Origin of the sequence: Cupriavidus sp. WKF15 (assembly GCF_029278605.1) — a bacterium.
Classification (GTDB): Bacteria; Pseudomonadota; Gammaproteobacteria; order Burkholderiales; family Burkholderiaceae; genus Cupriavidus.
In genome coordinates this window covers 1-21,841 of record NZ_CP119574.1, presented here as the reverse complement: position 1 = coordinate 21,841, position 21,841 = coordinate 1, and the positions used below count along the sequence as shown (strand labels likewise).

19 protein-coding genes and 1 pseudogene are annotated in these 21,841 nt (G+C 60.3%); 4 read left to right on the top strand and 16 right to left on the bottom strand.

What is annotated here, in order from left to right:
- The first annotated feature begins 100 nt into the window (after positions 1-100).
- Positions 101-1,810 carry a gamma-glutamyltransferase family protein gene (locus tag CupriaWKF_RS29970; RefSeq protein ID WP_276103718.1) on the top strand — a complete coding sequence of 570 codons (1,710 nt, stop codon included), beginning with the start codon at positions 101-103 and terminating at the stop codon, positions 1,808-1,810.
- Positions 1,811-2,113: 303 nt separating this feature from the next.
- On the opposite strand, the gene CupriaWKF_RS29965 is transcribed toward CupriaWKF_RS29970, so the two are convergent.
- The 12 genes from CupriaWKF_RS29965 to CupriaWKF_RS29915 all read right to left on the bottom strand — a co-directional run bounded on the left by CupriaWKF_RS29965 (position 2,114) and on the right by CupriaWKF_RS29915 (position 15,740).
- Positions 2,114-2,962 carry an enoyl-CoA hydratase-related protein gene (locus CupriaWKF_RS29965; RefSeq protein ID WP_276103717.1) on the bottom strand — a complete coding sequence of 283 codons (849 nt, stop codon included), beginning with the start codon at positions 2,960-2,962 and terminating at the stop codon, positions 2,114-2,116.
- Positions 2,959-3,741: an enoyl-CoA hydratase-related protein gene (locus CupriaWKF_RS29960; RefSeq protein WP_276103716.1), complete on the bottom strand. Its 783-nt coding sequence runs from the start codon at positions 3,739-3,741 to the stop codon at positions 2,959-2,961. The genes CupriaWKF_RS29965 and CupriaWKF_RS29960 overlap by 4 nt, the downstream gene beginning before the upstream one ends.
- A 38-nt stretch (positions 3,742-3,779) precedes the next feature.
- Positions 3,780-5,003: a CoA transferase gene (locus CupriaWKF_RS29955; protein WP_276103715.1), complete on the bottom strand. Its 1,224-nt coding sequence runs from the start codon at positions 5,001-5,003 to the stop codon at positions 3,780-3,782.
- 10 nt (positions 5,004-5,013) lie between these two features.
- On the bottom strand, positions 5,014-5,982 hold the full coding sequence (locus tag CupriaWKF_RS29950; protein WP_276103714.1) for a tripartite tricarboxylate transporter substrate binding protein: 969 nt from the start codon (positions 5,980-5,982) through the stop codon (positions 5,014-5,016).
- A 133-nt stretch (positions 5,983-6,115) separates the two neighbouring features.
- Complete coding sequence (locus CupriaWKF_RS29945) at positions 6,116-7,078, bottom strand: LysR family transcriptional regulator (RefSeq protein WP_276103713.1); 963 nt, start codon at positions 7,076-7,078, stop codon at positions 6,116-6,118.
- 568 nt (positions 7,079-7,646) lie between these two features.
- Positions 7,647-8,357: an NAD(P)H-dependent oxidoreductase gene (locus CupriaWKF_RS29940; protein WP_276103712.1), complete on the bottom strand. Its 711-nt coding sequence runs from the start codon at positions 8,355-8,357 to the stop codon at positions 7,647-7,649.
- 53 nt (positions 8,358-8,410) lie between these two features.
- A complete protein-coding gene (locus CupriaWKF_RS29935) occupies positions 8,411-9,442 on the bottom strand; it encodes a phosphotransferase (RefSeq protein ID WP_276103710.1) in 1,032 nt (343 codons plus the stop codon).
- 130 nt (positions 9,443-9,572) lie between these two features.
- A complete protein-coding gene (locus tag CupriaWKF_RS29930) occupies positions 9,573-11,249 on the bottom strand; it encodes a long-chain-fatty-acid--CoA ligase (protein WP_276103708.1) in 1,677 nt (558 codons plus the stop codon).
- 165 nt (positions 11,250-11,414) lie between these two features.
- Positions 11,415-12,143, bottom strand: a complete 729-nt coding sequence (locus CupriaWKF_RS34405; protein WP_346348650.1) for a hypothetical protein — start codon at positions 12,141-12,143, stop codon at positions 11,415-11,417.
- Positions 12,041-13,069, bottom strand: a complete 1,029-nt coding sequence (locus CupriaWKF_RS34400; protein ID WP_346348639.1) for a hypothetical protein — start codon at positions 13,067-13,069, stop codon at positions 12,041-12,043. Before CupriaWKF_RS34400 ends, CupriaWKF_RS34405 begins: the two co-directional genes overlap by 103 nt.
- A gap of 8 nt (positions 13,070-13,077) precedes the next feature.
- Positions 13,078-13,392: a DUF485 domain-containing protein gene (locus CupriaWKF_RS29920; protein ID WP_276103707.1), complete on the bottom strand. Its 315-nt coding sequence runs from the start codon at positions 13,390-13,392 to the stop codon at positions 13,078-13,080.
- Positions 13,393-13,583: 191 nt separating this feature from the next.
- A complete protein-coding gene (locus CupriaWKF_RS29915) occupies positions 13,584-15,740 on the bottom strand; it encodes an alpha/beta hydrolase fold domain-containing protein (RefSeq protein WP_276103704.1) in 2,157 nt (718 codons plus the stop codon).
- A gap of 73 nt (positions 15,741-15,813) precedes the next feature.
- On the opposite strand from CupriaWKF_RS29915, the gene CupriaWKF_RS29910 reads away from it, so the two are divergent.
- Positions 15,814-16,509, top strand: a complete 696-nt coding sequence (locus CupriaWKF_RS29910; protein ID WP_276103703.1) for a TetR/AcrR family transcriptional regulator — start codon at positions 15,814-15,816, stop codon at positions 16,507-16,509.
- 479 nt (positions 16,510-16,988) lie between these two features.
- On the opposite strand, the pseudogene CupriaWKF_RS29905 reads toward CupriaWKF_RS29910, so the two are convergent.
- The 3 genes and pseudogenes from CupriaWKF_RS29905 to CupriaWKF_RS29895 form a co-directional block, all read right to left on the bottom strand.
- A pseudogene (locus tag CupriaWKF_RS29905) lies at positions 16,989-17,161 on the bottom strand (DUF2188 domain-containing protein).
- Between the two features lie 245 nt (positions 17,162-17,406).
- The gene (locus CupriaWKF_RS29900) at positions 17,407-18,024 is read right to left on the bottom strand and encodes a c-type cytochrome (protein WP_276103702.1); all 618 of its coding nucleotides are present in this window, start codon (positions 18,022-18,024) and stop codon (positions 17,407-17,409) included.
- Between the two features lie 519 nt (positions 18,025-18,543).
- The gene (locus CupriaWKF_RS29895) at positions 18,544-19,281 is read right to left on the bottom strand and encodes an SDR family oxidoreductase (protein WP_276103701.1); all 738 of its coding nucleotides are present in this window, start codon (positions 19,279-19,281) and stop codon (positions 18,544-18,546) included.
- A gap of 139 nt (positions 19,282-19,420) precedes the next feature.
- On the opposite strand from CupriaWKF_RS29895, the gene CupriaWKF_RS29890 reads away from it, so the two are divergent.
- Both CupriaWKF_RS29890 and CupriaWKF_RS29885 read left to right on the top strand, forming a co-directional pair.
- Complete coding sequence (locus CupriaWKF_RS29890) at positions 19,421-20,338, top strand: AraC family transcriptional regulator (RefSeq protein ID WP_276103700.1); 918 nt, start codon at positions 19,421-19,423, stop codon at positions 20,336-20,338.
- 503 nt (positions 20,339-20,841) lie between these two features.
- Entirely contained in the window at positions 20,842-21,306 is a 465-nt protein-coding gene (locus tag CupriaWKF_RS29885; RefSeq protein ID WP_276103697.1) for a cupin domain-containing protein, read from the top strand.
- A gap of 385 nt (positions 21,307-21,691) precedes the next feature.
- Here the strand turns inward: CupriaWKF_RS29885 and CupriaWKF_RS29880 are convergent, their stop codons facing one another.
- The gene (locus tag CupriaWKF_RS29880; RefSeq protein ID WP_276103696.1) at positions 21,692-21,841 is read right to left on the bottom strand and encodes a tyrosine-protein phosphatase; all 150 of its coding nucleotides are present in this window, start codon (positions 21,839-21,841) and stop codon (positions 21,692-21,694) included.

The following is a 21,841-nucleotide window of genomic DNA, read 5'->3' as shown; positions in this document are numbered from 1 at the left end:
TGCGGTGAGTTGGCGCTGCGTGCCGCTGCCCGGCAGTCATGTGTGGCAAGCGTCTCGGTAATCAATCCGGCAGACGAAGCAGATTTTCTGGGGAACGTTCATGGGTTTTCTTGACGACGCATTTCCGGCCGGCGCGGGCACCACGCGCCGGGAGTTTCTGGTCGGCTCTGCCGCCATGGCGGGTGCGGCCGTGCTGCCGTGCAACGGGCAGGCGGACACGCCGCCCGAACAGCGAAGGCTGGCGCGCTCTACACACGGCATGGTGACCAGTCCGCACGAACTCGCCAGCCGCGCGGGGCTGGAAGTGCTGCAGGCCGGGGGCAATGCGATCGAAGCGGCCATCGCCATCGGGGCCGTGCTGAGCGTCACGTACCCGCACTTTACGGGTGTGGGCGGCGACGCATTCCTGGTCATCAGCGACCGCCATGACAATGTACGCACGCTTTCCGGCATCGGCCAGGCGGCAATGCGCCCGCCTGCATTCGGCAGCGCCATTCCGACCCGTGGCCCCGGCGCCACCGTGACCGCCGCGGCCACGGTGGCCACCTGGGAGCAGGCATTCGAGTTCAGCCGCAAGACATGGGGCGGCAAGCAGGCATGGTCCTCGCTGTTCTCCAGAGCCACCGAATATGCGGCCAACGGCTTCGCGGTGACGCCATCGCAGCGCTTCTGGCAGGAGTTTCGCGCCGCGGACCTGGCCGACTGGCCGGGCTTCGGCCGCGTCTTCATGCCTCAGGGCAGGATTCCGGCCGCTGGAGAGACCTTCAGGCAGCCGGAACTTGCCCGCACGCTGGACAGGTTGGCAACGTATGGTGGGCGCGAATTCTACGAAGGCGATCTCGCCGGCCGCATCGCCGCTGGCCTGAAGCAGGCCGGATCGCCGCTGACAGCCGCGGACCTGGCCCGCTGCCGCGCGCGGGACGAGGTACCGCTGCGGGTACCCTATCGGGACGGCGAACTGCTGGGCCTGCGGCCGCCCACCCAGGGTGTGACCACGCTGGAGATCATGGGCATCCTCAACCGTTTCGACCTTGCCTCGGTCCCGGAAGGCAGCGCCGATTACTATCACCTGCTCGTGGAAGCCGTGAAGCTGGCCTTCCTCGACCGAAACCAGTATGTTGCCGATCCGGATTTTGCCGACGTACCGGTGGACCGGTTGCTGTCCAGCCAGAACCTGGACGCCCACGCAAAGCGCATACGCATGGACAAGGCGATGCCCTGGCCGCAGGTGTTCAAGCCGGGCGACACCGTCTATATCGGCGCGGCCGATAATCACGGCAACTGCGTCAGCATGCTCCAGACGGTCTATTTCGACTGGGGCAGTGGCGTTGTCGCAGGGGATACTGGCATCCTCTGGCACAACCGCGGTGCGGCGTTCAGTCTCGACCCGGCGAGCCCAAACGTATTGCGGGGCGGCAAGCGTCCGTTCCACACCCTGAACCCTGGCATGTACCTGAAGAACGGGCAGCCACACCTGCTCTACGGCACGCAGGGGGCCGATGGCCAGCCACAGACTCTGGCTGCAGTCCTGACACGGCTGATCGACTACGGCATGGACCCGCTCACCGCCCTGCGCCGCCCGCGCTTCCTGCTGGGCAAGACGTTCTCCGACAGCCGGGACAGCCTCAAGCTGGAGCAGGACGCCGGCATGCCGGTGTTCACGGAACTTGCAAGGCGTGGACACGAACTCAGCCGACTCCCGGCTCAGAGTCAGCTTGCCGGCCATCCCGGGGCGATCCGCATCGATGCGGACGGACGCATGACCGGGGCACATGATCCACGCAGTGACGGAATGGCACTCGGTCTGTGAAGATCCTGGCCGCGGCGTCGTCCAGCCGCGGCCTGCGGGTTGGCGGCGCCATCACTTCCGACGCATTGAACTCCGGGAACGATCGACCTCCGGCCCTTCGCGCCAAGTCGCTACGACCGGTCCCGGCCAAGAGCAGGCGTTCGCTAACATCACAGCCTAGACACCCAGAAGGCTCTTCTGGTCAGCAAGCACCCATTCGATTCGAGCCTGCCGGCCCTCGAAGGATCACCCGCATAACGCTGAGGAAAAAGGCGCACCTCATAGCGGCGAGGCGTGTGCGAGCCTCGCCCCCACGCAGTCCGTTCAGTGCCCCAGTCCCGAGAACGAAGGCCGGCGCTTCTCGAGGAAGGCCGCCACGCCCTCACGGAAGTCACCCCCCTGCAATGAAGCCGCCACCTCGCGTTCGGCCAGGGCCACGCTTTCACTCAGAGTCTGACCCAGCGCAAGATATGACTGTCGCTTGGTCGCCGCCATTGCACTGGGCGAGCACAGGGTAGCCAATACGGCGGCGCGTTCGAGGATCTCCGACATGAAGCTATCTGCCTCGAACACGGCCGAAACGAGGCCGGCCTGCTCCGCCTCCCGCGCGTTCATTGACCTGCCGCTGATCAGCCATTCGAGCGCACGAGACACGCCGATCAGCCTGGGCAGAATCCACGCAATACCGTGTTCGGCGGCCAGTCCGCGCCGCACAAAGGCCGGTACCAGTCGCGCTTCTCGGCTGGCGTAGCGGATATCGCAATAGAGAGAGAGGACCAGCCCCACGCCAGCGGCCGCCCCGTTCAGGGCGCAGATGATTGGCTTGCCGATGGCCAAGAAATAGCTGTAGCGTTGCTCAAAGTCCCCCCTGGGGTTGACCTCATTTTGCTTGAGGGTCCCAACACCGCTGTCGCTTGACGGGCTGGACTCCGCCTGGCGCGCACGCGCGGCCGACAAATCTGCTCCGGCGCAGAAGGCCTTGCCGGCCCCGGTCAATACGATCACACGGACCTCGCGATCATCTCGGCATCGATCGAGAGCAGCCCGCAGTCCCGCATCCATCTCAGGGTTCCAGGCGTTTAGCTGTTCGGGTCGGTTGAGCGTAATGACGGCAATTCGGTCCGCTACTTCGCAGCGAATGGTGTCATTGGTGTTCGGGCTGGCCGCGCTCACGATTTGGTCCCCACTCGTTCAGTCATCAGGCGTAGCGCTTGGCGGTGCGTTTCCGTAGTATGTGCCAGAGCCTGCATGCAGGCGGAGAGACTGAGTACTGAGTCCAGCGTGTTCAGCAGGGACGCGTCCACCAGGCGCTTCGTCATTCTGACTGCGTGCCCAGGGTTCGCGGCGATGGCGCGCGCGAGTGTCAGCGCAGTCTCCATCAAATTTTCAGGTTCTGCCAGGCGCGATACGAGGCCCCAATCCATCGCCTGCTGCGCATCGATCGCATTGCCAGTGAGCGCCATCTCATAGGCGCGCGCCAGCGGCAGGATTCGTGCCAGCAACCAGGCGCCGCCGTCTCCCGCCACCAGGCCAAGTTTGACGAAGCTTTCCGCAAAGGTCGCGCGGGTCGAGGCGATGCGGATGTCGCACATGCAGGCCAAGTCCAGTCCGGCGCCAATGGCGGGACCATTGACCGCAGCGATCACCGGTATGTCAATTTGCTGGAAGGCTCGCGGAATGCGCTGGATGCCACTGCGGTAGCGGTGCTCGTTGGCAACTGGCTCGCCCGCGGCGAACTGGCCAAGCGACTGCAGGCTGCCGCCTGCGCAGAACGCGGGCCCGACGCCGGTCAGAATGGCAGCCCGCAGCGCCGGATCCGCGGAGACTTCCGAAAGCGCCGTGACAATGGCCTGGATGCAGGATTCGTCAGCAATGGCGTTGCGGGTATGAGGGTGATTTAGCGTAACGACGGCGATGCCGTCCTCTCGAACAATCTGGACGAAATCTGACATAGCTGGAAGGTTCTATTGGCAGGAAGTCGGTTGTTGCTTCAGAACGCACCTTGCTGGCGCAGGGAATCGATTGTCTCGGCCGACAGTCCGAGCAGCTCGCTCAGCACGTCCTCGTTGTGCTCGCCCAGGTCCGGGTTGGCCTTCAGCGCCAACGGCGGGGACTGATGAAAGCGCAAGGGGCTGTTGGGTAGGACCACCTCGCCCAGCTTGGGATGCGTGACATAGTTCAGCATGCCGCGCTCGTGCATATGACGGTCATGCACAACCTCATCGAGCGTGCGTACTGGCGCGCAGGGAAAATGATGGGCTTGGCCAGCCGCCATGATCTCGGCTCGTGTCAGGTCGCAAGCCCAGGCGGCAACCATTTCGTCCACCTCGCCCATGACCGCACAACGCGCGGCGTGGGTGGCGTAGCGCTCCTGGCCGCCCAAGTCCGGGCGCCCCATGGCCCGGCACAGCGCCGGCCAGTGACCTTCGGTGACGCAAATAATGGCGATGTAGCCATCCTTCGCCGCGTAGGTGTTGTAGGGCGACATTGCGAGCGCTCCGTGCTTGTTTCCGGTGCGCGGATTTCGCTCCGGATCCTCGTAGTACAGCGTCAGGTTGGAGGCGAGAGTGGGATACATCGCGTCTTGCATGGCGATCTCGGCAATCCGTCCACGACCGGTCCGCTCGCGCTCGAACAAGGCAGTGACGATGGCGCCATACAGATGGATGCCGCCCAGGAAGTCGCTGATAGCCGGCCCTGCCTTGACCGGGGCACGATCGGGATAGCCGGTCACGTACATGGCCCCGCTCATGGCCTGAATCGTCAGGTCCATCGCAAGATGATCACGATTCGGCCCGCTGGTGCCGTAGCCCGAGGCAGACGCATAGATCAAGCGTGGATTGATCTCCAGCAGCGCTTCGGCGCCGAGGCCGAGGCGCTCCATCACGCCCGGCATGAAGTTCTCCAGCACGACGTCCGCCTTGGCCACGAGATCGCGGAAAACGCTGCGGCCTTTCTCTGTTTTGAAGTTCAGCGTAATGCCACGCTTATTGGAGTTGAGCATGGCCAAGGGCAGCAACGACTCGCGGCGCGCGCGCACCGGCTCGCCATGTGGAGGTTCGATCTTGATCACATCGGCACCGGCCATAGCCAGAAGGAAGCCGCAATAGGGTCCCTGATAGATCTGGCCCAGATCGAGAACCGTCAGGCCAGCAAGGGGAAGCTGGCGGACGGGAAATTGTTCGGTATCGCTATGGGTCAAGTTCGTCGTCATGATATGGCTCTCATTGTTTCTGCATTCCGGCCTGCCTGGCTGCCCGCTCCCAGCGGCTGATTTCCTCAAGCTGAAAGCGCCTCAGTTCGTTGGCATCGCCAACAAAGGGCTCGCCGTAGGATTGCCGTACCTTCACCGCTGTTTCGGGCAAGCGGTAAATCGCCTGCAGCTCTTTGCTGAGCAGCTCGATGATGGACGCCGGCGTACGGACCGGAACGAAAGCGCCGGTCCAGTTGACCATGTAGTAGTCCCTGAAGCCCGATTCCTGGAGCGTTGGCACCTTGGGAAAGGCATCAAAGCGTCGGTCGCCGCTCACAGCCAGCATCCGAACCTTGCCGGACTGGAGAAAAGGAACGGCGGCGCCGAGATCGGCAAAGGCGAAGTCGAGCTGGCCGCCCGCCAGGTCCGACAAGGCCGGCGCCACACCCTTGTACGGCACCGGCGTAGCACGGCCACCCGCCAGATGGAGGAAGAGTTCGGCGGCGATCTGATACGAGGCCGCGCCCGCGCCATAGTTGAGCACGCCAGGTTGGGCCCGGCTGCGCGTTGCCAACTCGTCGATAGTCTTCACATCCGAAGAGGCTGGCACCACCACCGCCATCACACCACTCGACAGCCGGGCCACCGGTGCGAAGTCTTTCACGGGGTCATATGGCAAACGCTTGAAGATGGCTACATTGGTCGCCATTGGAGAATTGCTGGCCAGAAAGATCGTGTGGCCGTCGGCGTCAGCACCGGCCACTGCCTGAGCGGCGATGAAGCTGTTGGCTCCCGGGCGATTCTCCACGACTACCGGTTTGCCCAGCCGCTCACCGAGCTTCTGCGCGACATAGCGCGCAGTGGTATCGGCACCGCTGCCGGGCGGGAACGAAACTACCAGTCGGATTGCCTTATCGGGGTATGCGCCCGCGCTGAAGGGCAGTGCCAGCAAGAGCAATGCGGCCGCTCCGGCCAGGCGCAGTGAGGTGCGTCTGTTCATCCTGTCTCCACGCTAACTTATCGAGGGCGAGCTCGTCTGGCTCGCATGGCTGCAGAATAGGCAGCCACAGACACGGCACCAATCGGGGGCGGTCTATATCAGTCATACCAACACTGGTATGACCTTGTAACTCTTATTGTGCGGGTAGCGCGCGGCGGATCTCGGTGCGCAGCCAAGCACAAGCTGCGTCGCGGTCGGTAAGGTTGTGCCAGAACATCGAGACATCCGTGGCAGGCGCCTCAAAGGCAAGCTCGGCCACCACAACGTTATCCGGCAAAGCCAGCCGCTTGGCTGTCCTTGCCGGGATGGCGCAGATCATGTCGGTCTCGCTGACGATCTGCGGCGCTGCCATGAAGCTGGAAATGGTGTACACGACCTGCCGAGATCCGCCTTGCTTGCGGATAGCGCGGTTGATCAGTTCGCCCAGCAAGGTAAGGCCAGTGGGCGAGACATCCAAGTGAGGCAGGCTGCAGAAGTCCTTTAGGCTGATCCTGGCAATTCCCCCGGTACGGCGCGGCTTGCGCATGATGCAGACGAACTTTTCGGAGTACAGCAACCGAGTACGGATGCCCGGCGCAGAGGGAAAGGCGGAACCAACGCATAGATCGAGCTCGCCGCTTGCCAAGCCATCGACGGCGCCACTCCGATGCAATGGACTGAACTGCGCGGTGATGGAGGGGGCTGCGGTGCGCAGGGCGATCAGTAAGGGAGGAGCCAGCGAGAGCTGAATATGTTCATTGCACGCCAGTGAAAAATGTCGCACATGAGTGGATGCATCGAAAGGCGCGTTGACACCGGCCAACTGCGTCGTGGTTTCCAGCAGCTTTTCCACGATTGGCAGCAACTCCTTGCCGTGCGAAGTCAGCAGCATATGGTTCCCCTCACGCACTAGTAGAGCATCCTGGAATATATTGCGCAGACGGTCGAGCGTTCGACTCATAGCCGGCTGTGAGACTTCCATTAGAGCCGCGGCACGCGAGACGCTACGGCACCGCAAGAGAGCAGCAAACGCGTACAGGGTATGAAAGTCAATCTTGCCCAGCCGGGCCAGGCCAGCTTCCTGGGTAACTTTGCGTGCTTTGATTTCGAGCTCCATAACATCACTGAGATGGCTACATGTTAGTGTCTATTGGGAAAGGAGGCGCGCAGAGTTGGATAAAGTCGCGGAAAATCCGCGTGCCTCGATTGCTTCTATCCTGCAGTTCGGCTTACATTTACATTTGCTTCGGTCAATGACCTGATTAACGCTGTAAGCGAGGCGATGGCGGTTGTACTTCGCAAGCGGCCATTCGGGTTTCGTATTCGCAACGGCAGAGATGGGTCGTCTTCTGCCCTACGCGGACCGGTCCAGGAGGAACGCTCGGCTGTGCTCGGCGTCGGGCCGCAGTCGGCCATGAAGCGACCCTCGTCCGCTGTGTCTTCGAGACATTCGGATGGCAGAACCACTCAGCATGCGGTCATTCGCTTCAGGTGTGCGCGGCCGACTGCAGAGAGCATCGCGGCCAAGTTGGGCTGGACCGGTTCCGCATATGGAATATGGTGCAGCTTTCTCTTCTGAGGCTGCGCCCTGTTTTGTTTATGCGAAAACCCGCTACAAGACCATGACGCTGGAAGCCGGTGAGTCCGCTCCAGGAGCCACGGTTCCCGGGGTGGTTCAACTCGCCCTACTCGACGTCTCTAAGCGGGTGAAGTAAGTCATCGAAGTCATTGAGGCTCGGAAATGATAGAGGAATCTGCTCGTTAAGGGAGAGAATGTGTTCCCGCCAGGACGCCAACATGGCAACGCGATCGTCGTGGGTAACGTACGGAACATGCCATGCAACAAACGGGGGTAGCACCGCAAGCCCAGTGTAGGCCAGCGTGCCCCGCAATAGGTGTTTGAGCATGTCATCGAGCGGCCCATGGACTCCATTTTTAGCAAACATATGCTGTTGACCACCCAGCGTGATGCTTACTAAGACACGCTTTCCGCGAAGGCCTCCACGATCATAGAAACGCTTACCGCCGTACACCCTACCCGACACCAGCACTCGGTCAATCCAGCCCTTCAGGATAGCTGGTGTCGAAAACCAGAACAGCGGAAAGTTCAGCACAAGGAGATCACACTGCAGGAGCTTGTCAAGCTCTTGTTGAATGTCCGCGCTTATTGTGCTAGAGGATACGCCGTTGCGCTGTTCCAGCGCATAGACACAATAGTCCGGGTCTACTCTTTTTCCAAAATCTGCCGAAGACGCAACCGGATTAAACTTCATCGCGTAGAGATCGGAAAGCACTATTTCGTGGCCTGCCTTTTGAAGTTCGTTTACTGCAAGGTCTTTTAGCGCAGAACTGAATGACTTCGGTTCTGGATGGGCGTGAACAATTAGGACTTTCATTTGGAGTGGGACGTAATTCAAATTGGTTCGGGGCCGATATTTCTCCGCTTGCTTCAGTGGCAAGCATCGATCAGCCGCACCGCCTCTTCCGCCAGCGATCCTGCCATTGCCCCGGCCCGCAGAGCCTCTGTGCTTGACGCGTTGCCCATGAGCGCACGCTGCCTTACGCCTTGCGCAATGGCCGCAAGACGGAAGAAACTGAATGCGAGATAGAAATGCCAGTTCTGGATCGGCCCAATGCCACGTAGTTCGCAATAACGTGCGACGAGCTGGTCTTCTTGCGGCACTCCAAGCGCAGTACGGTCTTGGCCTGCTAGCCCCGTGATGTATCCGTCCGATGGCAGTCGCAGGCACATGCAAAAGTACGCCAGGTCTGCGAGCGGATCTCCGAGCGTCGACAGCTCCCAGTCGAGTATGGCCTTCACCCGATGATTGCCCGATTCAAACATCACGTTGTCTATCCGGAAATCGCCATGCAAAAGGCCCGTTTGCCCCCGCTCTGGCGGACAGGCTGTCGGCAGCCATTCAATGAGTGCCTCCATTGCGCTGAGCCGCTCCGTTTCCGCCGCCCGATACTGCTTCGTCCAAATGCCGATCTGCCGTTCGAAATAGTTACCGGGACGACCGAAATCGCCTAGGCCAGCAGCATTGACATCGATATCGTGCAACGCCGCCATGGCTACCAGCATCGCTTCGTAGCATGAAGCACGGTCCAGCCTGGGAACCTCCGGCAGCGCGGGATTCCAAAAGATTCGCCCCTCTTCGAAGCTCATCACATAAAACATGCTGCCAATTACCTCGCGGTCCTCGCAGAGGTGATAGGGTTGTGCAACCGGCACCGCCGTGCCCGTCAGTGCGGACAGCATGCGGAACTCGCGGTCCACCGCATGCGCAGACTTCAGCAGCATCCCCGGCGGCTGCCGCCTGAGCACGTACCGCCCACTTCGAGCGTGTAACAGAAAGGTCGGATTCGACTGACCGCCGGAGAATTTCTCCGCAACGATCGGCCCTTCGATACCCGGAAGATGGTCTTCGAGATAGTCCGCCAGCCTGGCGAGATCAAGTTGCTGCGGATGGTTTTTCATGGTTGGCAAGGTGCTATCGGCTTACACGCAACTGGTAAATCATTCTCGTGACATTGCTTTAGAGTGCGAGCCACAATGCCGTCGTCGTTCAGGGCGGAAGCCTGGTGGGCGACACGAATTTCGTAGAACATCATGATGCTTCGCCTCCCTGGAACTCTGCTTCCTGCAGCAATCTCCATTGAACCTTTCCGCTCGCTGTACGGGGCAGGGAAGAGGCGAACTGGATGAGCCGCGGGACCTTATATGACGCCATTCGCTCGCGCGCCCAGGCAATGAGCTGTTCTTCGGTAACAGTGAAGCCATCGCGCACGACGACGACTGCCTTGACTGATTCTCCACGACGTACATCGCGTGCAGAAATCACACAGGCCTCCTGGATTGCCGGGTGCTCGAACAGCATTGTCTCGACTTCGGCGGGCCATACCTTGTACCCGGACGCGTTGATCATCCGCTTGACGCGGTCAACCATGAAGAAATAGCCATCGGCATCGACATAGCCGAGGTCACCGGTGCGCAAGTACTGCTTGCCATCCATTTCGACGAAGGCGTCTTGCGTGGCATCCGGAGCCCGCCAGTATCCTTCGAAAACCTGTGGCCCATGGACCAGTATTTCGCCGATGGCACCCACGTCAGCAGGCTCAAAGGTGGATGGGTCGACGACCATCGATTCCGTATCGAAGATCGGAATGCCGAGACACTGTTCCTTACTGCGCCGGGGCGGATTGATATGCGTCGCCGACATGGTTTCCGACAGTCCATATCCCTCCACATATGGAATATTCCATCGCTCGCGAATCTGTTTGGCCAGCGCCTGCGGCATTGCAGCGCCCCCACCGCTCAGGTACGACAGCGAACTCAGGTCGAACTTCCCGACGTCTGGCTGATTCAGGAGGTCGATCAGCATGGTCGGAATCGTGACCCACGTCCGTACCCGATGACGCTCAATCAACTGGGCCGCACACCTCGCGTCCCAGCGTGTCATCAACACCACCGTAGCCCCGAGGAAGATCGGCATATTCATGCAATTCTGCATGCCCGTCACATGAAACAGCGGCAAGGAGCACAGAGAAATGGTGTCTTTCGGAACTGAAGGCCATTCCGCGCACGAAACGGCGACATGCATCGTGGTACGGTGAGTATGCATGCATCCTTTTGGTCGGCCGGTCGTCCCAGAGGTATAAGGAATCACTGCCAGATCGTTGGGACCGGCATCGTGTTGCCGTGGTACGCACTGATGGTGCAGTGCGTCCACCCAGTCGACGACGTTGCATCGCGAGTTCATCGATTGCGGTGCTTGGCGTTTGACTGGGGTTATGACATCGGGCAACGCCAGGTCGGTCTCCGCGAATAGATAATCGGCGTAGCGCACACCAACGACAGTATCCAGTTGATGGTCAAATAGCGGCTCGACATTTGAAAGAAGTTCGTCGCCGACAAAGGCTATCTTGGCTCCGCTGTCCTCGACGATGTATTGGAGCTCCGCAGTCAGGTTCATGGGATTGACGGGAACAACGACGGCATCGGCCCGCAGGATCGCGTAGAACGCGATGATGAACTGAGGACTGTTCTGCATATACAGCACCACACGGTCGCCGCGGGTCAGGCCGCAGTGTTGCTGCAGGAACCCAGCCATTGCATCAACCTCGCTACGCAGACGGCGATAGCTCATCGCGCTGCCGTAATAGAGCAAGGCTGCTTTTTCCGGATAGCGGGTGGCGGCGACTTCCAGGTTGGCATACAGGGAAGTCTCCGGTGCCGAGAGATGGTCGGGCAAGCCATGAGGCCAATGCGGTGAGGTCGTCATCATGTTTTCAGTCCAGTGCAGCAAAGATGTAGTGGTATGTCGGAGTCAAGTCGGATGGGCTGCTTCATCGTGGGCGATGAAGAGCCTTGCCAAGGCGATGCGGTCCAAGTCGACCTCATCTGCAACGAGCCACCCAATCGCTCCGCAGGGCCAGATAGTTTCAGGGGATCAATGGTCGGTGGCTTGCGCTGCACCGAAGCCCGTCTGTGCACGCACGAACTGGTCGTCGAATCTGCCTTGCTCAGATTCGGCTCTCGCGCTGCGGTCGAGCCTGGAGACAAGCCAAGTCACCAAGAAGGCGAGCGGCATGGAGATTACCGCGGGATACTCGTAAGGGAAGATTGCCTGCGGATGGCCCAGCATTGACTTCCAGATGGCCGGAGACAGAATGACGAGTCCGACCGACGACATGAGGCCGGTCAGCCCTCCCCAAACCGCGCCTCGACTGGTCAAACCTCTCCAATACATGGAAAGGATCAGCGGCGGGAAGTTGGCGGAAGCGGCGACGCTGAACACGAGCGCTATCAGGAAGGCCAGATTCTGGCCTCTAAACAGGAGGCCCAACATGATCGCGATTGCGCCGATGACGATAGTGGCTTGCTTGGTGACGCGTAGTTGCGACGCCTCGCTCGCTGTACCTCTGCGCAGTACATTTGCGTAAAGGTCATGGGAAATTGCGGAAGCTCCCGCCAGCACAAGACCCGAGACGACCGCCAGGATGGTGGCGAACGCCACGGCAGCCAGGAAGCCGAAGAATACATCGCCCCCCAGTGCCTTTGCCATGTTCATGGTAATCATGTTGGCGCCACCCAGCAGCTTGCCGCCAACATTGCCGCCATCAAAGAATTGCGGATCGTTGCCCACGATCGCGACGCTCGCCAGCCCGATGACACACATCGCCACGTACATATAATTGCGGAGCTTGCGACGAAGACACTCTTGCGAGCTTCCCGCGCGTTCGGCACGGTAAAGAAGCGCATAAGGATGTGCGGCAGCCCGCAAAGCCCAAAAACCGCCGCAATCGAGAGCGATAGTGCCGAGACGGGATCGGCCATGAGTTGGCCCGGCTCTATGAACGCTATCCCACGCTTGTGAACGGACACGACCTGAGCAAACAATGCCTCGAAGCTGAATCCGAATTGAGCCAGCGCCAACAACAGCAGCACGGTACCACCGGCCAGCATCAGCACCGCCTTGATGATCTGGACCCAGGTTGTGGCGACCATTCCACCGAAGGAAACATAAACCATCATCAAGGCGCCAACGCTAACCACGGCGTAGTCGTAGTCCAGCCCAAACAAAAGCTGAATAAGCTCGCCCGCGCCGAGCATCTGGACAATCAGGTAGAGAAAGACCACTGTTAGCGAACTCGCTGCGGCCATCCAGCGCGTGCTGATTGGGTCGAGACGATCCGAAATGATGTCGACGAACGTGAACTTTCCCAGATTGCGCACTCGCTCGGCCATGAGCAGCAACATGACCGGCCAACCAACAAAGAATCCTACGACGTACAGTACGCCGTCGAAGCCGTGGGCATATACGAGGCTCACCATACCGAGCATCGTCGCTGCCGAGACAGAATCCCCAGCGATTGCCAATCCATTCTGTAGCCCGGTAATGCCCCCGCCTGCGGTAAAAAAATCGTTGGCTGTCCTGGACCGGCGGGTCGCCCAGCGGGTGATCACTAATGTGATTCCCACAAACACAAGAAACATGGCGATTGCCAGGACGTTGAGAGGTTTGGCTTTCGTGGTCTCGGTCGTGGTAGCTGTCCATGCAGGGCTGCTTGTCAGCATCGCCGCGGTAGCGATGGACTTCGTCACCGATGTTCTCATCGTCCCACCTCTCTCAGAATCTGGCTGTTGACCTCGTCAAAGTCCTTGTTGGCACGGTGAACATAGATCGCCGTAGCCGTCCATCCAAGAACAATATTGAGAATGGCAAAGAGGATGCCCACGTTGATCGTCGTACCAGGCCCAATCAAGTGACGCAGTGTGTTCGGACCAAAGGCTACAAGTGCGAGGAGCACGTAGTAAGGTAGGAGGACGATGACAAGGAGAGTGCGTGAAAGGCGCGACTTGCGAGCGGTCAGCTCTCGGAACCGAGGATGCTCTCGGATGCATTGCGAGGGTGATGAAGTGGGCATGGCTTGTCTCCTTTCATTTTGTTTCGCGTCTCAACGCGCTGGTCTACCGTTGAACACATCGGGACTGAAATTGCGCGGCCATAAGTTCCCTTCAGGGTTGCAACCTCGCAAAGGTGGGCGGCGCCCCAAATGCACGAAGGAATGGGGTGCCGCCGATGTTTGGCACATTTGTGCCCGTTCAGTAGTAGTGGTCAGGCCGTCGGCAGCGCATGAGTTGAGACATTGATGCGCTCATGGCTCCAGGCAGCGAATTCAGCAAAAATTTGCCGTGCTTCGGGCAAGAACGGGAATAGCGTGAAGACATGCACAGAGTCCTCGATCACGCGCAGAGTCGTATCGACCCCGCTTGCCACAGCTTTGTCGGCCAATCGCGTGGTATCGCTCAAGAGCACCTCTCCTTCGACAGCCGCAAGGAAAAGCGGCGGTAGGCCACGAAGGTTCCCGAACAACGGCGACACGCGTGGATCGGTTGGTTCGTGCCCCTGGAAGTACGAGGCGCCGAGCAGGCTGAGCGAGTCACGGTGGGCTGCCGGGTCATCTCCGGAGTGCGCCTGAACAGTCGGGCCGCTCAACGTCAGGTCGGTAAAGGGACAAACCGCGAAGACACCAGCGGGTGCGGGCAGGCCGGCGTCGCGGATTGCTATGGCCAGGGCCAGGGCCAGTCCACCGCCGCACGATTCGCCACTGAGCATGATCTGTTCAGGGGAAACACCGGAAGCCAGAAGACCGCGGTAGGCATCCAGCGCATCATCGATGGCCGCGGGATACGGATGCTCGGGTGCAAGCCGGTATTCCACTGTGTAGCAGTCCCCATCGACTGCCTCGGCAATGCGGTGTGCGTACTCCAGCGAACTGTGCGCCGAGCCGAGAACATACGCGCCGCCGTGAAAGTGCAACACAACGGGGTTGGACCGCGAAGCCTCAGCCGCCCGGACGCGCAGTGCCTGGACGCCGTTAAGCTCGACATCCTCTACAGAGGCATGGCGCGGTGCCGGAAAATGAGTGAGGAGCATTCGCTCGTAGGCCTCGCGCATGCCATCATGGCCGCGAGCCACGTCTTCCGGTGAGAAGGTACTCTTCCAGATATCAAATGCACGCTGGCTCTCGGCCCGCTGCATGCGCCTTCCCTCCCGGGCGTTGGCGAGGCCTACCACTTCGCCTGGAGCCCGCTGAGCTGCGAGGCGTTCGTCGTGGCCCCATACAAAGGCCCAGGATGTCTCCGCAAGCGGATCGATTCGAGCCATGCCTTTCCACCGGCCGTTCCGAACTCGCACACGCCCAGGATCCGACTCGTGCACCATCTTCACAATGGCGCGGGCGCCGGACTGTACGCGCGTCGTGCGTGGTTGCCTGCGTCGTTCATATTCAAGCAACCGTTCGGGGATACTCGCTTCGCCCACCCGTGCGAGGGTAGTCGCCAGTGTCCATGCGTCCTCGATGGACTGGCATGCGCCCTGCGCCAGAAAAGGCACCATGGCGTGCGCCGCATCGCCAAGGAGCGTGATGCGCCCAGTGGTCCATTGCTCAATCGGGTCCCGGTAGTACATCCCGGTGATAAAGCTGGTTTCCACTTGGTCCAGCAAGGCAGTGACCGTCGGCTCCGCGCCCTCAAATGATCGTCGCAGCTCCTCAACATCGCCGCTGGCACTCCAGCTTTCGCGATGCACTTCCGCCGCCGGCACGGAGGCGAGAATGCTGTACAGATCCGGGCGCACCCAATACGAAATAATCGTACGACCTGGTCCGAACCAGTTGTTGCCGCGTACGGGAAGCGACAAACCCTTGAGCTTGTGAGCTGGGATTAGCGCACGCCACATCAGGATGTTGGCGAACTGTGTCTTTTCCGGTCCCCGCAGCGCGGCGCGCACTGCGGAGTGAATGCCATCGGCTCCGACGACCGCGTCAGCCTCGACCCGTTCACCATTGACGAGATCCACCCACGCTCGCTGAGAGTTCTGCCCGACCCCAGCAACTTTGGCACCAACCCGGACAACGTCCGAAGGCAAGGCCCGCGCAAGGATGTCGATCAGGTCGGCGCGATGGACGTTGTACATCGGCGCACCATAGCGCTCGGCAGCCTCTGGGCCGAGGGGTGCCAGGTAGAGTCGCTTGCCAGTTGCGAGATCACGATAGTCAAAGGCATCAGGCTGGGTGGCAATGGCAGCAAGATCTTCCTCAACGCCCAGTTCACGCAGCAAAAGTGCTCCATTGCTCGCAATTTGGATTCCTGCACCTACCTCTGACAGCCTTTCAGCCTGTTCCAGCACAGTCACGTCGATGCCACGTTGCCGCAACGAGATGGCCGCGCAGAGGCCGCCGATGCCCGCGCCTACAATAACTACTCTCATTTGATACGCTCCTTGACCACAAGTAAGTGTTTTCGTTTAATTAATGTACTTCGCTTAATTCGAGATGACATCAGTGAAAACCCTCAGGGCCGATGGTCTGGAGACGCGCGCTCGCCTGAAGGAGGCAGCGCAGCGTCTGTTTGCCTTACGTGGTGTAGAAGGGGTGACGGTGCAGGAAATCGTGTCGGCAGCCGGCCAGCGAAACAGCGCCGCGCTCCATTACCACTTCGGATCCAAGCGCGAGCTGCTCAAGGAGCTAGTCCTCGACGGTGCCCAGCTTATTGACGCACGTCGCCAAGAGATGCTTGACCAGATGGAGGCAACAAAGACGTTGACAGTGCGCGGCGTAATTGAGGCACTTGCGTATCCGCTGCTCGAGCTGGGCAAGAAGACAGGGCAGTACACCTACATTCGCATGATCGCGACCGTGCAACTCACCGACCGAGAGGTACTCCGTGAAGCGGTGGGCGACACATGGAATACGGGCTACCGGCGCTGCCTGGCGCACCTTAGGCAACTGCTCCACGATATCCCATCGGAGGTTCTCCACCAGCGTCTAACGCTGGTCGGCATTTATGGCAGTTCCGCCTGGGCTGCATGGGAGGCTGCCGCGGATTCGACCGGCGGAAGCCGGTTCTGGGAGCCTGCCTACAGTGTTTCCAATGTGATAGACACCCTGGAGGCCGTCATGGAAGCGGCACCGTCCCAACCAACGCTAGCGATGATTGCCCGTATAAACAATAGCGAGCACTCGACCAACCTACAGTGAGCGATTGGTCGGCCGCGCAGCGCCCGGTCCTGGTTTGTCGTTATGCGATTGATTATCGCAGTACCTTTGGCGCCATCATCCTCGGCGGAATCGATATCCCATTAGTGGCGGTTAGGTGCACGGCTCGCCAGCAAGATGGCCGACGAGTCGCAAATCAAGTCACCTTGCGCTAGCGGATGACCGCTGGAGCTATGAAAACCGCCACTATTGATGCGTTTGCCCGAGTGACGGCAACGGGTCGGGGAGCGCCGACCAACTCCCTCCCCCCTCTTGGTCGCCTGAAGCCATTCTCGGCCGTTCGCTCTCGCGGTCATGCAATCATTCAGGTGACCGGTCCGCTCCGAGACCTTCATGCTTCGGATTATGTGGGGCTGGTCGCTCTGCCCAGGCTGTCGCCTACCGTCCAGCCGGAAATGCGAGAGCCGGCTGGTCACGGCATCATCCCTTGATGTCGCGCGGGTCGTGACCGAATCGCGGATCTAGGCGTCGCGACCGTGGATCAGCAGCTCTACCTGTTCTCGCCTGGCTCGTTCCGTCCCAGCGGCGATGGCGTCTTCCGGCGCGGCCGTATTACTGCTGACCGCAACGCCGCCCTCTGCTTCAACGGCCCAGCCGTTATTGTCGGCACGACATGGATGTTTTTCCCTGGCATGGCTGTCCCCTGCATTGCTTATGGAGATTGTCAGGAATGTGCGGCAACGGGGAGATTTTTGCCAGGCTTGGCGCTTGACTCTATCTTTTCAAGGGGCCTGGTTTGGCGCGGACCGCAACGGAAGTGCGCAGCCTGCATTGCAGTCCGGCTATTCACGCTTTCTCGTCAAGTAAGGGGCTTCTCCCAGCGTGTCCGAAAGCTGCTGCGCCCAAGGCTTGATGCGTGCGGCCTTTCCAGGCGGCGGCTCAGTTCAGGTTGGTGATGTAGCTGGCCAGGTTCTTGATGTCGTCGTCGGTCAGGTTGCGTGACACGCTGGTCATGTTGCCGGCATCGTTGGTGCGCCGCTTCGCACGGAAATCCTCGAGCTGCTTGACGATGTACGCGTACTTTTGGCCGGCGACGCGGGGGATCTCGTTCTGCCCGGAGAAGCCGCCCAAGTGGCACGTCATGCAAAGCACTTCGTCAGCCTTTTTTTCTCCGGCATCCACGCGCGCGGCTTCGACCTTGTAGCTCGAGGGCAGCGGCTTCTGCGCCGCGAAGTAGTCCGCCAGGTCCTGCATGTCTTCGCGCGACAACGGCGCCGCCATCGGTGACATGGCCGGGTCGCTGCGCCGCTTTTCCTTGAAGTCGCGCAACTGCAGGTAGAGGTACCGTGCCGTCTGGCCGGCCAGCACCGGATAGGCGGGGTTGGTAGAGTTGCCTTGCGGTCCGTGGCAGGCGAAGCAGGCCTGTGCCTTGGACTGGCCCGCGGCGACGTCCGCGCGCGCGTCGCCGGCAGCTCCTGCCAGCCCAGCCAATGCGCCAAGCACGACGGGCACGACAAGACGCCGCGTAGGCACGACATGGATGTTCTTCCCTGGCATGGCTGTCTCCTGCATGCTTATGCTGACAGCCTGTGCGCGCTTGGTCCACGTCGGTATCGGGCGCTGTCCGACAAAGCTGCGGAGGTGGTCAAGGCCTTTCAGATTTCATTGTTCGAACAATCCCCACACCACCGTCGGGCTAATACCATGTCCGTGACCAGCAGCACTAAAGTTGCGTGTTGACGCTCCGTCATAGGCGAAAAAGCAATGCACGGTCAATGACATGTCACGCTACCGGCGAATTCCGGTTCCTCACACCAGTAGCGGGAACCAGCGCGTGGGGCAAATTCGGTTCGCCGCCGATTCCCGGAAGAGACCGAAGATCCGACGGCCGGGTTCGGCCATGAAGAGCCGTCCGCTAGTGTCGCGGAACTGACATTCAGGTGTCGGCTCCGTTCAGTTTCCAGCCGTTCGCATTAGCCGATGCCCATCGCATCGGCCAATGCGAACGACCCGACCAGTTTGTTGAAATGTCAGCTACCAGCCAGAAGCGATAATGCCGGCTGCGGCGGCAGCAACCTATCCCTGCGCTGTGGGGCGGACGATAATCTCGCCCACGTCAACATCGGCCGGTTGCTCGATTGCAAACGCAATCGCCCGGGCTATGGCGTCCGGCGACATGGCGAATTTATCCATCGAGGCGGAGATTTGCGCCTTGGCTTCCGGGTTGGTCATCGATTCTGCAAAATTCGTCCGCGTGAAGCCGGGTGAAATGACCGTTACACGCAGTTTGTCTCCCGCCTCCTGCCTTAACCCCTCCGAGATCGCGCGCACCGCACTCTTGGTCGCGGCGTAGACCGCCATGTTCGGCGCGATGCGATGGGCGGCGGTAGAGGCGGTATTGATGAAGTGGCCGAAGCCCTGCCTACGAAAGAGCGGTAACGCCGCTGCAATGCCGTTCAGCACGCCTTTGATGTTCACGTCGATCATGTCTTCCCAATCGTCCACGCGCAGCTCGTCGAGAGGAGAAATCGGCCCGACACCAGCGTTGTTGATCAGCACGTCGAGCTGACCGAATCGCTCGCATGCCAGTTTCACGAGTTGCGACATGTCTTCTCGGCGCCTAACGTCTGTGCATGCCCAAGCACATAGTCCCCGCGCCTTGGCAAGGCGATCGGCGAGGTCGCGCAGTCGATGCTCCCCACGGGCGCCCAGCACCACCTTCGCCCCGCGCTCAGCCAGTAGCAGTGCCGCTGCCTCGCCGATTCCGCTGCTTGCACCGGTGATGACAACGACCTTGTCCTTGATTGTCGACATGATATTTTCCTCATCGCTTGTCCAAGGGGCGAGAATCATGAAATGGCCTCGCACGCTCTGCACATCCCATGTTCGTCTAGGAGGGCCGTCTAATCTATAATCGAATCAACGTATTTATTTATCGATCGTACGGATTTGGATGGACCCGCTCTCGGATGTCTTTCACCTGCTCAAAGTCGACAGCGTGCTGGCGGCACGGCTGGAAGTGTATGGCCCCTGGTCGCTGCGCTTTTCGGCTTATGAACACATCAAGTTCGGTGGCATCCTGGAAGGTGCTTTCTGGCTATGGTTCGAAGATGGCGCACCGCCGGTCGAGCTAAGGGCGGGCGATTTCTATCTGTTGACTCAAGGGCAGGCGTACTGCACCGGAAGCGACCCTTCACTTCCTCCCGTCGACGGCCGTGAAGTGCTTGCCACGAGCCTTTGTGCAGACGGGATCGTGCGTTATGGCCGCAGCGGGGAGAAGGTCAGTGCAGCCGGAGGGCGCTTCGTGTTCGACGCCGATACCAGCGAACTCTTGCTGAAGTCCTTGCCGCCGCTTATCCATGTTCCGGCTGCTTCTGAAACAGCTCCGGCGCTGCGGGCCATGCTCGATCTGCTGCGACTTGAAACGGAGACGCTCCGCCCGGGCGCGTCGGTTGTCGCAGCGGGCCTCGCGAACATGGTACTTGTGCAAGTCCTGCGCGAATATTTGGCGTCGGGAGCGCATGCGCCGGGTTGGCTTGGCGCGCTGGCCGATCCAAAGATCGGGACCGCCCTTGCCCTCATCCATGAGGACGTAGCCCGGCGTTGGAAAGTCGATGAATTGGCGGCGGCGGTGGCCATGTCGCGCACGACGTTTGCCGAGCGCTTCAGGACGCTAGTCGGCATGACGCCCATCGATTATCTGACCGATTGGCGTATCGCAAAAGCTGGCGCCGCGCTGCGAGAAGGGAAAAGTATAGCTTCGGTCGCCGAAAGCATCGGCTATGGTTCAGAGGCTGCCTTCAATTCCGCGTTCAAACGGATCGTTGGGCAAAGTCCAGGGCGCTACCGGCAATCGCAATCCGCGGCATGATGGAACTCGCTGGCTATCGAGTATGACGGGGTGACCGCTGTACTTCGAAAGCTGACTTTGGAGCCTCGCGAACTCGAATGACGCCGCCGGGTCGATCAGAGACGGCCGGAGTTCCGCCGCGGCAGCCGACCGACAGCGGCCATGCAGCATCATTCGCTTGCTTCATCGCTCGGACATTCGCACATCCCATCCGCACCCGAATCCAGCCTGATTCGGGGAGACCAACGTCGATTTCGTCGGCGCGCGTACCCAAGGCTGGGCACTCAGCGACAGAAGTCGTTTTAGATCGGCAGCGCGACGCGCCCCTCCTGGCCCAGCTAAGAAGCGTCTGACAGCGGGACAAGGTTTCATGATCGTGATGGCGTCCAGAATGTCCCTCCCCTGGCGCCTTTCCGTTCCTGAGTTGCGGCGCCGCGGCTTGTATCGTCATGCTTCTTTCCTAACATGAAGGCAATCCGCGCTGACAGTCAGCGATTACGGAAACCGGATCTGGGAGGCTAAAAATGAAACGGCTGGAATGTGCTCTGTTGCTTGCCTTGGCCATTGCGCCTCCTCTGTTCGGCCAGGAGGCTGCTCCGGTCGACAAGATGGAAATGTTGAATGCCGCGACCCTCAAATGGACAGATGCGCCCGACGCGCTCCCAAAGGGAGCCAAGATTGCTGTGCTGTACGGCGACCCGATGAAGGAGGGTTCGTATGTGATCCGGCTGAAGCTGCCGGCCGGATATGAGATCCCACCCCATTGGCACGCGCAGGACGAGAACCTGACGATTCTCTCTGGTGCACTCTATCTTGGGTCAGGTGACAGATATGATATCAATAAGGCACACCAGCTAGTGTCCGGCGGCTTCCACCATCTACCTGGCAAGGCGCAGCATTACGCCTTTACGAAGCGGGCAACCATTGTCGAGATTCACGGAATGGGGCCGTTCGATATCCATTATCTCGAGGAAAAGAAGAAGGGTTGATGGTATGACCGCAGTTGCTGAACTCCGCCAAAACAAAGGCGCCCCTCGCGTTGAAGGGGAGCTACGGCAATTGGACAGCGAGGCTCTCTTGGGACCAACTCCAGGTCGGACCATGGCACGGTTCCAAGGCGACACTGTTGATCTTCTTTTGTGCCATAGAGCGGCCGTCCGCATGGCGCAGAAGCCGGCGGCGCAACCGGGTCGGTAGTTGCCTCTGGCGCCAGCACACCCTTGGACAGGTGGGCCGACGTCAGAGGGCGGCCATTCACGGACGTTAGCCCACACACGCACGCGGACATTCAAATGGCCGCTCTGTGCTAGACGGCGGTCCTTGCGTGCAGAACTGGCCGTCGCATCTCCGACGAGCCCTCACGCCACTAGCTGATCATACAGCTTCATCCAAGAAATGCACCTGAAGACGCTGCACGTCCACTGACAGTGCCTCACGTAAGAAGCGGGCTGTACCGCCCCATTCCTTGTCGATGGCTTGCAGTGACGCCTCCAGATAGCCTGTGCGGACTTCCAGCAATGGCAT

What these genes read in the sequence shown, in the direction of transcription:
- CupriaWKF_RS29970 (WP_276103718.1), top strand. Translation starts at nt 101, where the DNA reads ATGGGTTTTCTTGACGACGCATTTCCGGCCGGCGCGGGCACCACGCGC.
- CupriaWKF_RS29960 (WP_276103716.1), bottom strand. Translation starts at nt 3,741, where the DNA reads ATGTCAGATTTCGTCCAGATTGTTCGAGAGGACGGCATCGCCGTCGTT.
- CupriaWKF_RS29955 (WP_276103715.1), bottom strand. Translation starts at nt 5,003, where the DNA reads ATGACGACGAACTTGACCCATAGCGATACCGAACAATTTCCCGTCCGC.
- CupriaWKF_RS29950 (WP_276103714.1), bottom strand. Translation starts at nt 5,982, where the DNA reads ATGAACAGACGCACCTCACTGCGCCTGGCCGGAGCGGCCGCATTGCTC.
- CupriaWKF_RS29945 (WP_276103713.1), bottom strand. Translation starts at nt 7,078, where the DNA reads ATGGAGCTCGAAATCAAAGCACGCAAAGTTACCCAGGAAGCTGGCCTG.
- CupriaWKF_RS29940 (WP_276103712.1), bottom strand. Translation starts at nt 8,357, where the DNA reads ATGAAAGTCCTAATTGTTCACGCCCATCCAGAACCGAAGTCATTCAGT.
- CupriaWKF_RS29935 (WP_276103710.1), bottom strand. Translation starts at nt 9,442, where the DNA reads ATGAAAAACCATCCGCAGCAACTTGATCTCGCCAGGCTGGCGGACTAT.
- CupriaWKF_RS29930 (WP_276103708.1), bottom strand. Translation starts at nt 11,249, where the DNA reads ATGATGACGACCTCACCGCATTGGCCTCATGGCTTGCCCGACCATCTC.
- CupriaWKF_RS34405 (WP_346348650.1), bottom strand. Translation starts at nt 12,143, where the DNA reads ATGTGTGTCATCGGGCTGGCGAGCGTCGCGATCGTGGGCAACGATCCG.
- CupriaWKF_RS29920 (WP_276103707.1), bottom strand. Translation starts at nt 13,392, where the DNA reads ATGCCCACTTCATCACCCTCGCAATGCATCCGAGAGCATCCTCGGTTC.
- CupriaWKF_RS29915 (WP_276103704.1), bottom strand. Translation starts at nt 15,740, where the DNA reads ATGAGAGTAGTTATTGTAGGCGCGGGCATCGGCGGCCTCTGCGCGGCC.
- CupriaWKF_RS29900 (WP_276103702.1), bottom strand. Translation starts at nt 18,024, where the DNA reads ATGCCAGGGAAGAACATCCATGTCGTGCCTACGCGGCGTCTTGTCGTG.
- CupriaWKF_RS29895 (WP_276103701.1), bottom strand. Translation starts at nt 19,281, where the DNA reads ATGTCGACAATCAAGGACAAGGTCGTTGTCATCACCGGTGCAAGCAGC.
- CupriaWKF_RS29890 (WP_276103700.1), top strand. Translation starts at nt 19,421, where the DNA reads ATGGACCCGCTCTCGGATGTCTTTCACCTGCTCAAAGTCGACAGCGTG.
- CupriaWKF_RS29885 (WP_276103697.1), top strand. Translation starts at nt 20,842, where the DNA reads ATGAAACGGCTGGAATGTGCTCTGTTGCTTGCCTTGGCCATTGCGCCT.
- CupriaWKF_RS29880 (WP_276103696.1), bottom strand. Translation starts at nt 21,841, where the DNA reads ATGCCATTGCTGGAAGTCCGCACAGGCTATCTGGAGGCGTCACTGCAA.